The following is a 13,341-nucleotide window of genomic DNA, read 5'->3' on the forward strand; positions in this document are numbered from 1 at the left end:
AGATCAGGGGCTTGATGTTCATCCACAAAAGAACAGTCAACCACACAAACCTATATTTATACAGCGGCGTTATTATTATACCTCGCAATTAAAATATTTAGCTCATTTTGGATTATTTAGCAGGATTAAACCCACAGCAACGTGCGGCAGTAGAAAATACCGACGGACCCGCCATGATTGTGGCTGGTGCCGGATCTGGTAAAACCAGGGTAATTACCTACCGCGTTGCGCATTTAATTGAGAAAGGTGTAGATCCTTTTAACATTTTAGTACTCACATTTACGAACAAGGCTTCAAAAGATATGCGTGAGCGTATCATGAAGGTGGTTGGTAATGAAGCTAAAAATATATGGATGGGTACTTTCCACTCTGTATTTGCTAAAATATTAAGGGTGGAAGCAGAAAAGATCGGCTATCCGTCAAACTTCACCATCTATGACACTGATGATAGCAAAAGCTTAGTGCGGGCCATCCTTAGGGAAATGCAGCTTGACGACAAGCTCTATAACGCAAACTTTGTGTTTAACCGCATTTCTTCAGCCAAAAACAACCTGATTTCGCATGGGGAGTACCTGAACAATGCGGAAATACAGGCCGAAGATATGAGCAATAAACGCCCCTTAATTGGCGTTATCTACGAAACTTATACCAAACGGTGTTTCAAAGCCGGAGCCATGGACTTTGACGACTTGCTGTTTAAAACAAATGTGTTATTGAAAAACCATGCCGACGTTTTAAACAAATACCAGCAGAAATTTAAATTCCTGATGGTAGATGAGTACCAGGATACTAACTTTTCGCAATATACCATTGTTAAAAAACTAGCTGCAGCTTACCAGAACCTATGTGTAGTGGGTGATGATGCACAAAGTATTTATGGTTTCAGGGGGGCTAATATTCAAAACATCCTCAACTTTGAAAAAGATTATCCGGACCTTAAAGTATATAAACTGGAACAAAACTACCGGTCTACACAAAATATTGTAGAAGTAGCCAACAGCATTATTGCTAATAATAAAAACCAGCTGGAGAAAAATGTTTTCTCTGCCAATGAAACCGGCGACCGTATTAAGGTACAGCGTGCTTTTACCGACAATGAAGAAGGAAAACTGGTAGCAGAGGCTATTGTGCAGGATCGCAGTTCAAAAGGCCTTAATCATAGTGATTTTGCCATTTTGTACCGTACCAATGCGCAGTCAAGAGCCATGGAGGAAGCGTTACGAAAACTTAACGTACCCTACAAGATCTATGGTGGCCTGTCGTTCTATCAACGTAAGGAAATTAAGGATTTAATCGCCTATTTCCGCCTCACTTTTAACCCTAGTGATGAGGAAGCCATAAAGAGGGTAATCAATTATCCTAAAAGAGGCTTGGGAGATACCACAGTTGATAAGATTATTGTAGCGGCCGACAAACATAACATTACCATGTTTGAGGTCATTTGTAATCCTCAGCAATATATTGAGGGCAGAATTGCCAACCAGCTGAACGACTTTGCCATGATGATACAAAGTTTCGCTGCGGAGTCTAAAAAACTGGATGCTTACGAAACCGCTTTATTTATTGCACAACACTCTGGTATTTTAAAAGAGCTGCATACCGACGACAGCATTGAAGGCAGAAGCCGTTATGAAAACATTCAGGAGCTTCTTAATGGTATTAAAGAGTTCGCTGAACGTGAAGATATTGAAGACCGTAGTCTGGCGATATTTATGCAGGATATTGCTTTATTGACTAATGACGACAGGCAGGACGATAAAGATAGAGATACCGTTTCGTTGATGACTATACACTCGGCAAAGGGTTTAGAGTTTAAAAATGTATTTGTGGTAGGACTGGAAGAAAATCTGTTTCCTTCGCAAATGTCGTTGAACTCACGTACGGACCTTGAAGAAGAACGTCGCTTATTTTATGTGGCCATTACCAGGGCAGAGAAAAAACTTACCCTTACTTATGCCACTTCGCGTTACCGCTGGGGCACATTAACCAGCTGTGAGCCGAGTCGTTTTATCAACGAAATCAGTGCTAAATACTTAGAACTGGAGGTTGTAAAACCAGCGAAGAGTACGTTGGGAGATGATAGTTTCGACAATGAACGCCGGAGCTGGTCGCAACAAAGGGAATCCTTCAGCAAGCCTAAACCCACTGCAACGAGTGTAATGCCGAAAACAACCTCTATATTGCCAAAGGCGCATGTGCCCACTCCGGGATTTGCTCCCGACGCTGCCAGTGCTTTTCAAATGGGCATGGATGTTGAACATGAGAAATTTGGATTTGGAAAAATCATTAACCTCGAAGGCAATTTACCTGATGTAAAAGCTACCGTTTTCTTCCAGGGTTTAGGAAATAAACAATTATTACTAAAATTTGCTAAATTGCGAATTGTTAAATAAATTATACCTTATTATAACACATACACAGGCAGTTGATTCCAATCAGCATCGATCATGCCTCTAGAAAAATAAAAATGAATTTTGATTATAATACCACTCGTAACCAGTTGATTTTAGCCGAGTATGGTCGCAATGTGCAAAACATGGTGAAATACATCTGCGAACTTCCGGATCTTCAGGAACGCAATAGATATGCACAGGCCGTCATTGACCTGATGGGTTTTTTAAATCCACACCTGCGCGATGTGGCTGATTTCAAACATAAGTTATGGGATCATTTGCACATCATTTCAGGTTATAAGATTGATGTGGACTGCCCTTATCCTAAACCTACACCGGAGCAAGCTGCTGTGAAACCAAAACATATCGGTTATCCACAACAGAAAATCAGGTTTAAACACTATGGTAAAACGGTAGAAACGCTGATTGAAAGAGCGAAAAACACTGAAGAACCTGAACGTAGAGCAGCCATGGTACAGGGAATTGCTAACTTCATGAAAATGGCTTACGTAACCTGGAACAAAGACAACGTAGCTGATGAAACCATCTTAAAAAATCTTGCCGAACTATCGGGTGGCGAGTTACAACTCCAGGAAAACATTAACCTGAATAAGATAGAATTTAAGCCAATGGTGAGCCGCCCGGCAAACAATAATAACAACCGCGGCAGAAACAACAACAGCAATACCAACAACGGAAAAGGCCGCGTAAACAACAATAACCGCCCTCAACGCAGTAACAACGGAAAACCAAGACACTAATTACCAGCTAAAGAGAGAAAAGAAACATGAATGCATTTGAAATAATAGGTGGTAAAAAATTAAAAGGAGAAATTCACCCTCAGGGAGCTAAAAACGAAGCCTTACAAATCCTGGCCGCTGTTTTACTTACAGAAGAGAAAATAACCATCAGCAATATCCCTGATATTAAAGACGTCAATAAACTGATTGAATTATTAGGCGATTTAGGGGTAACTGTGGAGCGCTTATCAAAAGACACTTACACTTTTGAAGCTAAAAACATTAACCTTGATTACTTCACCTCGGATACTTTTAAAGCCAAAGGTGGTGGATTAAGAGGATCAATTATGATTGTAGGTCCGCTGTTAGGCCGTTTCGGTAAAGCAGCCATCCCTAAACCAGGTGGTGATAAAATTGGAAGAAGAAGACTGGATACTCACTTTCTGGGATTTGAGAAATTAGGTGCAAAGTTCGTTTACGACAATAAAAAAGAATTCTTTAATGTGGATGCCACCAACTTAAAAGGTGCTTACGTATTATTGGACGAAGCCTCTGTAACCGGCACCGCAAACATTGTGATGACTGCTGTGTTGGCAAAAGGAACAACCACCATCTATAATGCAGCTTGCGAACCTTATTTACAGCAATTATGTAAAATGCTTAACCGCATGGGGGCTAAGATTTCTGGAATAGGTTCTAACTTATTAACGATTGAAGGCGTAACCAAATTAGGTGGAACAGAACACCGCATGTTACCTGATATGATTGAAATTGGCTCTTTTATTGGTCTTGCAGCCATGACGGAATCAGAAATCACCATCAAAAATGTGTGTTATCAGGAACTTGGTATTATTCCAGAGGTTTTTAGAAAGCTGGGTATTAAATTCGAATTAAGGGGTGATGATATCTATATTCCTTCTCAAAAACATTATGTGATTGAATCATTTATCGATGGCTCTATGTTAACTGTGGCTGATTCACCATGGCCAGGTTTTACACCAGACCTATTGAGTATTATCCTTGTTGTTGCTACGCAAGCTAAAGGAAATGTGTTGATCCATCAGAAAATGTTTGAAAGCAGGCTGTTTTTCGTCGATAAGTTAATCGAAATGGGTGCACAGATCATCCTTTGTGATCCACACCGTGCAACGGTAAATGGTATCGATAAAGCTTACAAACTTCGTGGTATCAGCATGACTTCGCCAGATATTCGTGCAGGTGTTTCGCTATTGATCGCTGCTTTATCCGCAGAGGGAACATCTACTATTTATAACATTGAGCAAATTGAACGTGGTTACCAGGATATTGACATCCGTTTACGTGCCTTAGGTGCACAAATCAGACGGGTTGAAGGTACAGGCCCAGGTCACTAACATGGAATATAAGACATAAAAAAAGCCCTTAAAAGGGCTTTTTTTATGTCTTATAATTTTATTGCTTATTAAGCAGAAATTGCATTAATGATGTCGTATTGAGTAATAATATCAATTTTACCATCTTCAAACTCTACCAATACCGCACTATTTTCTTTGTTAATCAAAGACGATATTCTATCAATCGATGTATTCATATCAACAAAAGGAAAAGTTGCGGTCATAATTTCCTGTACCGGAGCAGATTTTAAAGAAGGATTTTCCATTAAAGCCCTTAAGATATCACTTTCAGCTAATTTACCAACCACCATGCCTTGCTGTGTTACCGGGATTTGAGAAATATTCAACGTATTCATGTTATTAATGGCTTCCAGAATCGTCTTTTGGCAATCAATGGTAATGATCTCCTGTTGTTCTTTTTTTGCAAGAATACCACCTGCAGTCAATTTCTCATCCTGCAAAAAGCCACGCTCACGTAACCAGTCTTCATTAAACATTTTACCCATGTAACGACTACCATGATCATGGAAAATAGTCACTACAACATCTTCAGGTTTCAATTTATCTTTTAATTGTAGCAAACCTGCAATCACAGAACCTGACGAATTACCTGCAAAAATACCTTCCTTACGGGCAATATCCCTGGTCATTAAAGCTGCATCTTTATCCGTTACTTTTTCAAAAAGGTCAATCACATCAAAATCAACATTCTGAGGCAAAAAGTCTTCTCCAATACCTTCGGTGATGTAAGGATAGATCTCATCTTTATCTAAAATACCAGTTTCTTTATATTTCTTAAATACAGAACCATAAGTATCAATACCCCACACCTGGATTTTTGGATTTTTCTCTTTTAAGTATTTACCAATACCTGATGCCGTACCACCGGTACCTACACCAACCACTAAGTGGGTGATTTTACCTTCTGTCTGTTCCCAAATCTCAGGGCCAGTTTGTTCGTAATGCGCCTGGGTATTCGATAAGTTGTCGTATTGATTCGGTTTCCAGGAATTAGGCGTTTCCTTTTCTAAACGGGAAGACACAGAATAGTAAGAACGTGGATCTTCAGGATCAACGTTAGTGGGACATACCACCACTTCCGCACCAAAAGCACGTAAAGCATCTACTTTTTCTTTCGATTGTTTATCTGTAGTCGTAAATATACACTTGTATCCTTTGATAATGGCGGCCATGGCCAGTCCCATTCCGGTGTTACCAGAAGTACCTTCAATGATGGTTCCACCAGGTTTAAGTTTACCGCTTTTTTCCGCATCTTCAATCATTTTAACCGCCATGCGATCTTTGATGGAGTTTCCGGGGTTAGTAGCCTCTATCTTAGCAAGTACCGTTGCCTGGATTTCTTTTGTAACGCTATTCAATTTAACCAGCGGTGTGTTACCGATTGTTTCTAAAATATTATTATACCACATGTTACAAAAATACGAAATGCCCTTTAGAATTCTATTTACAAAAAGAAATTAAGAATTAAATTCGTATTATATGACATTGCACAAATAATATTTTAATCTACTTAACCAATAGAGTTATTTACATTCATATTTATAGGTATATCAAAATATTTTAATGGAGTTTATATTGTTTTCCGGGCATGGAAAGGAGTAAACCCTGCATTTCCAGGTTTAATAAATGGATGGCCAGCTTACCTTGGGGGATATCGGCCTTCAACGCCAGCTCATCAATAAGCAGTGGTGCAGCCTTTAAGATGTCCATGACACGCGCTTCTTCGGGCGACAAACCAAAAGGCAATTGCCGCTGTAACGCCTCCGGTTGGGGTTTTACATCATCCCACCCCATGTAGTACAACAGGTCTTTTGGGGCGTTGATCAATGCCGCCCGGTTAGTTTTAATCATGAAGTTGCAACCTTGTGAATAAGGATCGTTTACCCTGCCAGGAAAGGCATACACATCGCGGTGGTAGGAATTGGCAAGCTCTGCCGTAATCAGCGCACCGCCTTTAATGGTAGCTTCCACCACCAGTGTGGCATCCGTTAAACCCGCAATAATGCGGTTACGCTTAGGGAAATTCTCACGGTCGGGCATGGTATTTATGGGGAATTCGGATAGCAGACCTCCCTTTTCCAGCATCTCCTGGGCTATTTGTTTGTGGTGGTAAGGGTATATGCGATCCAGGCCGTGGCCAAGCACGCCTACAGTTGGAATATTTTGCCGGAGACTTTCGCGATGGGCAGCAATATCAATCCCGTAAGCCAGGCCACTCACCACCAGTATGCCATAAGGTTTAAGGGTTTCTGCGAGCTCCATACACAGCTGTTTACCATAGGCAGTAGCCATGCGGGTACCCACCACACTTAGCATACGTGTATGGTTGAGGTCGGCATTTCCTTTGTAATAAAGTAAAACCGGTGCATCACCACATTCTTTAAGTCGTTGAGGATAATTAGCCGCTGTATAAAACAGCACCTTAATGTCGTGTTTCTCGATGTAACGACTTTCTGCTTCTGCCTGATGGAAAACCTGGCCGCTGACAATATGATTGGCAATGGCCACGCCTACCCCCTGTACGTTTAGTAATTCGGATACAGTGGCTTCAAAAACTGCTTCGGCAGAGCCAAAATATGTTAAAAGGTGTTTAGCGGTGGCCTGGCCTACACCAGGAATTAACGTTAGTCCGATTTGATGCACAATACTCATCAGCTAACGTAATATTATATCCTATAAATATCACCATGCAAATGCTAAAAAAAAGGAAATTATTGAGGAATGTACACCACGTATTTAGTGTCAAAGAATTCCTCTTCAAAGTAATCTTTAAGTGGATAAAGCTCTGCTTTCAACCTAGATTCTTCAATCTCCTCGGCCAGTTCGCCACCTTTTAAATAAAGGATCCCATTAGGAATGGCATTGTTGGAGGTTTTATTAAACTTGCCCTGAACCCATGGATAGAAGTCAATTAAACGGGTAACTGCACGGGAAACAACGAAATCATACTTATCAGTAACCTGTTCAGCACGCAGATGACTGGCTTTAACATTGGTCAGGCCAAGCGCAGCGGCTACCTCGGTGACCACTTTAATTTTTTTACCAATAGAATCAACCAGGTGAAACTGCGTGTCGGGAAATAAAATAGCCAATGGAATACCCGGAAAACCACCTCCAGTACCTACATCAAGCACTTTTTCACCTTTTTTGAAACTGATAAACTTAGCAATACCCAAAGAATGCAGGATATGGCGTTCATATAACTCGTCGATATCTTTTCTGGATATTACATTGATCTGCGCGTTCCAGAAGCTGTAAAGGCTATAAAGCTGATCAAATTGGTTGATCTGCTGTTCAGAGAGGTCCTTAAAGTATTTTTGTATGATTGTTGATTTTATTTCCACTGCACTTTTTTAACAAATATAGACAGAATGCCGTTAAACACTAGAAAAATGAATAATAGTATGTCCAGCAGCGGAAACCACCAGACTAAACCAGCATAATTTAAACGTTTTAATAATTTGGGGTAAACAAAACACCTCACCAAGATGCTGAAGATGAAAACACCGAGCGCCGGAAACCACAGTGCTTTGATAAAACAAGCAGCAATCAGGGCCATATAAAACAGAAACTGCACAATAATCTGGGTAGAAAGAATAAACTTATGTGTGTCTTTATAAAACTTTCCAGCACCAAAGTGACGCTTTTTCTGCTTCAGGTAATCGCCAAAACTCGTCTTTGGTTCACTCCATATGTGGGTTTCGGGATGTATACGAATGCTGGTATTGTGGCGATTGGCGTGCGCATTCACAAACAAATCATCATCACCTGAAGGGATATGCATGTGTGCAGCGAAACCTTTATTCTTGAAAAACAACGATTTTCTATAGGCCATGTTACGGCCAACACCCATGTAAGGCATGCCTTTTAAAGCAAAAGCAAGGTAGTTAACCGCGGTAAAAAAGGTTTCAAAACGGATCAGCGCGTTTAAGAGACCACGCTTTTTAAGATATGGAGAGTAACCTAATACAATTTCCTGTGCTGCATTTGCGGGCGGTTGCATGCCCAGCAACCATTTGTCAGAACTTGGAAAGCAGTCGGCATCCGTAAAAACCAGCCATTCGTTAGCCGCCGCTTTGATGCCCATGGTGACGGCAAACTTTTTTCCGGCAAAAAACCTGGTGCCTTCGGCCACGGTAACCACTTTCAGGTGGGTATATTTATCAGTAAATACTTTTAACACATCTTTGGTGTCATCCCAGGAGCGGTCATTTACTACAATTACCTCAAATTCAGGGTAATCCTGCTCCAGGATTGCTGGAAGGAACTGCTCCAGGTTCCTGGCTTCATTGCGGGCACAAATAATAACGCTTAAAGGTTCGGTCGCATCCGCCGGGATGTCTTCCACCTTCACCAGGCCTAATTTCAAATGGACAAAGAGGGTAAAACTAAGTTGTACAAGTAAACATAAAACTAAAATGCCCAGCAGGCTGATCTCAATAAGCGTCAATTCCACAATATATTTCTAAAAGGTGCCAAATTTCTGATTTTTAATCTGTAATGTTAGTGATGTTGATAAAATAATTAACCTATTAATCGGCCGTTTTTTCCTATTTTTGGCAGATTTTAGTGAAGAGCATTCAGATATATGAAATTTACCCTAGAGGCGAAAGATACACATTCCAAAGCAAGAGCCGGCACCATTACCACCGCACACGGTGAGATCCAAACACCAATATTTATGCCTGTAGGTACTGCAGGAACGGTTAAAGCGGTACACCAGCGAGAATTGAAAAATGATATTGACGCCAAAATAATATTAGGAAATACCTACCATTTATACCTGCGACCAGGATTGGACGTGATTGAAAAAGCGGGTGGCTTACACCAGTTTATTGGCTGGGACAGGCCTATTTTAACTGATAGCGGTGGCTATCAAGTGTACTCTTTAAGTAAAGTTCGTAAAATTAAGGAGGAAGGGGTAACCTTCCGTTCACATATTGATGGCTCAAAACATTTGTTTACGCCGGAATATGCCATGGACATTCAGCGCACCATCGGGGCCGACATTATTATGGCATTTGATGAATGCACACCTTACCCATGCGACTATAAATATGCAGCGAACTCTATCAACATGACACACCGTTGGTTAAAACGCTGCTGCACCCGGTTTGATACTACTGAACCAAAATATGGTTTCGACCAAACCCTTTTTCCTATTGTTCAGGGTTCAGTATACAAGGACTTAAGAAAGAAATCGGCAGAATTTATCGCTTCCATGGACCGTGAAGGTAATGCCATTGGTGGTTTATCTGTTGGAGAGCCCGCAGAAGAGATGTATGCCATGACAGAAGTGGTCTGCGATATATTACCTTACGAAAAACCACGTTATTTAATGGGTGTAGGTACACCTATAAATGTTTTAGAGAATATTGCCCTGGGTATTGACATGTTTGACTGTGTGATGCCTACGCGTAATGCCCGTAATGGCATGCTATTTACAAAAAACGGTATTATTAATATTGGCAACAAAAAGTGGGCAGATGATTTCTCGCCAATTGAGGCAGACAGCGATCTTTTTGCAGATCAGGTTTATTCTAAAGCTTATTTAAGGCACTTAATGCACTCTAAAGAGATTTTAGGTGCGCAAATTGCTACCCTGCATAATTTGCACTTCTACCTGTGGCTGGTTAAAACAGCCCGTGAGAAAATCATTGCAGGTGAGTTTTATGCATGGAAGAATAAAATGGTCACTATATTAGGTAATAAATTATAAATGAAGTTTTTCCGCAGCAGGTTCAAGATCATTGACTGGTACATTATGAGTAAGTATCTGGGTACGTTTATCTATACCCTTACGATATTTGTGGTGATCATTGTGATCTTTGATTTATCGGAAAAACTAGATGATTTTCTGGGCAATAACCTCAGCATGTGGCAGGTTTTCACCTTGTATTATGCAGGTTCCATCCCATTTTATGTAAACATGCTCTCCCCCCTGATCAACTTCATTGCCGTGATCTTTTTTACGGCAAAAATGGCCGATCAAACGGAGATTGTACCTATATTAAGTGGTGGAGTAAGCTTTAACCGCTTCCTCCGCCCCTACTTCTTTTCTGCCTTTATCATCTTTGCTGCTAACCTGTTCAGTAACCTCTATATCCTGCCCTATACCAATCAAATCAAGAACAACTTTGAGAACGTATACATGAAGAAAATGGACTCTGCCAGCAAGCAGAACATTCACATGAAGCTAGACGACAATACCTATATCTATATAGAAAGCTTTGATAACCGAACCAAATCTGGTTTTCGCTTTATGCTGGATAATTTCAAAGGCGATGTGATGACCAAGAAACTGGTGGCTGATGAGATCAAATGGGACTCGCTAAAGCGCTCCTGGAAGCTTACTAATTACACCATCAGGCATATTGACGGCCTTAAGGAGACTTTTATTAGTGGTGGTACAAAACAAAAGGACACTATTCTGGACATGCGTCCGGATGATTTCTCCGTGTACGATAATATTTTCGAGAACCTGAGCAACAAAGAGTTATCAGAAAAAATTAGAAAAGAGACCACCCGTGGCTCAGGTATCATGAACGACCTACTATTTGAGCAGTATAAGCGCTATTTACAGCCTTTATCGGCCTTTGTTCTCACCTTAATTGGTGTGGCATTGTCGTCCAGAAAGGTACGTGGAGGTGTTGGTATTTCTCTTGGTATCGGTATATTTCTGAGCTTCGCCTTTATTGTAGTGGACCGTTTTGCCAAAATGTTTTCCATCAAGGGCGGCATCCCACCCCTGTTAGCGGTACTGTTACCGACCATCTTTTTCGGCTTGCTTGGCCTTTATTTACTTCGAAAAGCACCTAAATAATCATGTCCCAATCTGTTGTTAAATCATCCAACAAAAACCTTTATATCCTGCATGCTACCGTAGTGATCTGGGGTTTTACCGGTATCCTTGGTGCCCTTATTTCTATTGATGCTGTGCAAATGGTATGGTACCGTGTGTTAATCGCTACGGCTTCCTTATTTCTCTATTTTATATTCACGAAAACCAGTTTAAAAGTCACTAGAAAACAGTTTCTGCAATACTTTTTTACCGGCAGTATTGTGGCCTTACACTGGGTACTTTTCTTCCATGCCATCAAGGTTTCCACCGTTTCTGTCACCCTTGTATGCCTCTCTTCTTTCACACTTTTTACTGCCATACTAGAGCCGTTAATCAAGAAACAAGCCGTGGAGAAAGCCGATGTTTTCATCGGAATGGTGATCATTCTGGGCATATACCTGATCTTTAAATTCGAAAGTCAGTACACCCTGGGCATCATTTTTGGCCTCTCTGCAGCCCTTGCATCCAGCTTATTTTCTATCATTAATTCGACCTTTATTCAAAAAAGCGAGGCCATAATCATAGGCTTTTATGAGATGGCTGGTGCATTTTTCTGGGTGACTTTATACCGTATATTCGACCAGTCGTTGGCTACAGAGCGCTTTAATTTAAGCCTGATGGACTGGGTATGCCTCATCATTCTAGGTACGGTTTGTACGGCCTTAGCCTATGTTGCCGGGGTGTCTGTAATGCGTACCCTGTCGGCATTTCGCGTGGCATTAATCACTAACCTGGAGCCTGTATATGGCATCATACTGGCCTTCCTTTTCTTCGGAAAACAAGAAGCCATGACCTTTGGATTTTACATGGGAGCAGTCCTTATTTTAGGTTCTGTGTTCTTATATCCGGTCTACAAAAAGTGTAAATTGAAACAGCTTTAAAGACCAACAATTCTCCCTTATACTTCGATTTTGGGCGCGGTTTAACAGCTGCGCACTGAGATAAATGAAGCCAGAGTTTACATGCTATTCCTGCCAAAGACTGGTGTTAATTCAACAGTGAAGCAAGCTAAAATAATCATTAATTTCTGAAAGAAAATCTTAAGTATTTTCCGCGCAGGTCAGCTAAAAAGCAGCCTGCTGGAGAACGAAAATAAACATGTAATTGCTTACAAATTCAACCTGTATTACTTATTAATTCAAGCTCATGAGTCCTTTAATTTAGCTAAACAGCCACCCCTTGGCAAGGTAAAACATCGGCTAATCTTTCCTTTTATACAGTGATGGGTAGGTTAAAATCAGCTAAAATCACACCTACTATTGAAGTAAAATCTACCGTCAGATCCTCCGTAAACCTACCCATTATACTTAGCTAAAGTAGCCGATAACGTGTCACTACTGAAGCACACTCCCCTTAATTTTGGGCCTTTCGTAAGCCATTTGACGAGCTGTAAATTGCCTGAAAACGTCGGCGCAGCTAGCAAAAACGGATGTCATTAAGCGTAAGATTTAGCTAAAACGGAGCGCAAATCAATTGCCCATATTCGAATATTCCTATACATTTTCAGGTCATTTAATGTCGCATCAATCGAGAAATCGACGGTCAATCAGCAGCACCGAAACCAAATAATTCGCCGTATTTCAAAGCTGCTTCGTGCTGCATCTAACGAAATTCCCAAGACCAATCAGTAGCGCTGAAGCCAAATAACCCGCTGCATTTCCTGTCCATTTCATGCTGCATTGCGCCAAGATACGACGGCAAATGAGTAGCGTCAAAGCCAAGCAATCCGCCAATTTCCAGGCCATTTCATGCTGCGTAAAACCAAAAAAACACGTAAATCAAAACACCAAACTAAGCGCTGAACAAGCAAATTTCGTTAATCAATAGAGTAGTATAACTACAATTTTCACATACAAAGCACGCAATTTTAGTGACACGTTACCCGCTGTTATTCATCACTTAAGGCTTGGCTAAAGACTAAAAAGACCACCAGAATATGTTAACTTTTTACCTATATTACATCAGAATTATTG

The 13,341-nt window shown here is 40.8% G+C and carries 10 protein-coding genes; 6 read left to right on the top strand and 4 right to left on the bottom strand.

The window, feature by feature from the left end; genetic code table 11:
- Positions 1 to 107: 107 nt before the first annotated feature.
- From IWX76_RS05360 to murA, 3 genes are all read left to right on the top strand, one after another.
- Entirely contained in the window at positions 108 to 2,393 is a 2,286-nt protein-coding gene (locus IWX76_RS05360) for an ATP-dependent helicase (protein ID WP_196858823.1), read from the top strand.
- A 74-nt stretch (positions 2,394 to 2,467) separates the two neighbouring features.
- Entirely contained in the window at positions 2,468 to 3,154 is a 687-nt protein-coding gene (locus IWX76_RS05365) for a DUF4290 domain-containing protein (RefSeq protein WP_196858824.1), read from the top strand.
- A 26-nt stretch (positions 3,155 to 3,180) separates the two neighbouring features.
- The gene (murA, locus tag IWX76_RS05370) at positions 3,181 to 4,506 is read left to right on the top strand and encodes a UDP-N-acetylglucosamine 1-carboxyvinyltransferase (protein ID WP_196858825.1); all 1,326 of its coding nucleotides are present in this window, start codon (positions 3,181 to 3,183) and stop codon (positions 4,504 to 4,506) included.
- A gap of 68 nt (positions 4,507 to 4,574) precedes the next feature.
- Here the strand turns inward: murA and IWX76_RS05375 are convergent, their stop codons facing one another.
- The 4 genes from IWX76_RS05375 to IWX76_RS05390 form a co-directional block, all read right to left on the bottom strand.
- Positions 4,575 to 5,936 carry a pyridoxal-phosphate dependent enzyme gene (locus tag IWX76_RS05375; RefSeq protein WP_196858826.1) on the bottom strand — a complete coding sequence of 454 codons (1,362 nt, stop codon included), beginning with the start codon at positions 5,934 to 5,936 and terminating at the stop codon, positions 4,575 to 4,577.
- A gap of 151 nt (positions 5,937 to 6,087) precedes the next feature.
- Entirely contained in the window at positions 6,088 to 7,179 is a 1,092-nt protein-coding gene (gene dprA, locus IWX76_RS05380) for a DNA-processing protein DprA (protein ID WP_196858827.1), read from the bottom strand.
- Between the two features lie 59 nt (positions 7,180 to 7,238).
- On the bottom strand, positions 7,239 to 7,871 hold the full coding sequence (gene rsmG, locus IWX76_RS05385) for a 16S rRNA (guanine(527)-N(7))-methyltransferase RsmG (RefSeq protein ID WP_334641275.1): 633 nt from the start codon (positions 7,869 to 7,871) through the stop codon (positions 7,239 to 7,241).
- The gene (locus IWX76_RS05390) at positions 7,862 to 8,983 is read right to left on the bottom strand and encodes a glycosyltransferase (protein ID WP_196858828.1); all 1,122 of its coding nucleotides are present in this window, start codon (positions 8,981 to 8,983) and stop codon (positions 7,862 to 7,864) included. Before IWX76_RS05390 ends, rsmG begins: the two co-directional genes overlap by 10 nt.
- Before the next feature lie 132 nt (positions 8,984 to 9,115).
- Between IWX76_RS05390 and tgt the strand changes: the two genes are divergently transcribed.
- From tgt to IWX76_RS05405, 3 genes are read left to right on the top strand one after another with little or no spacing between them, the layout of a single operon-like run.
- Positions 9,116 to 10,246: a tRNA guanosine(34) transglycosylase Tgt gene (tgt, locus tag IWX76_RS05395; protein ID WP_196858829.1), complete on the top strand. Its 1,131-nt coding sequence runs from the start codon at positions 9,116 to 9,118 to the stop codon at positions 10,244 to 10,246.
- The gene (locus IWX76_RS05400) at positions 10,247 to 11,350 is read left to right on the top strand and encodes an LptF/LptG family permease (protein WP_196858830.1); all 1,104 of its coding nucleotides are present in this window, start codon (positions 10,247 to 10,249) and stop codon (positions 11,348 to 11,350) included.
- A 2-nt stretch (positions 11,351 to 11,352) separates the two neighbouring features.
- The gene (locus IWX76_RS05405) at positions 11,353 to 12,249 is read left to right on the top strand and encodes a DMT family transporter (RefSeq protein ID WP_196858831.1); all 897 of its coding nucleotides are present in this window, start codon (positions 11,353 to 11,355) and stop codon (positions 12,247 to 12,249) included.
- The last annotated feature ends 1,092 nt before the right edge of the window (positions 12,250 to 13,341 follow it).

It is taken from the genome of Pedobacter sp. CAN_A7, assembly GCF_015752175.1.
In the GTDB taxonomy this organism is placed as follows: domain Bacteria; phylum Bacteroidota; class Bacteroidia; order Sphingobacteriales; family Sphingobacteriaceae; genus Pedobacter.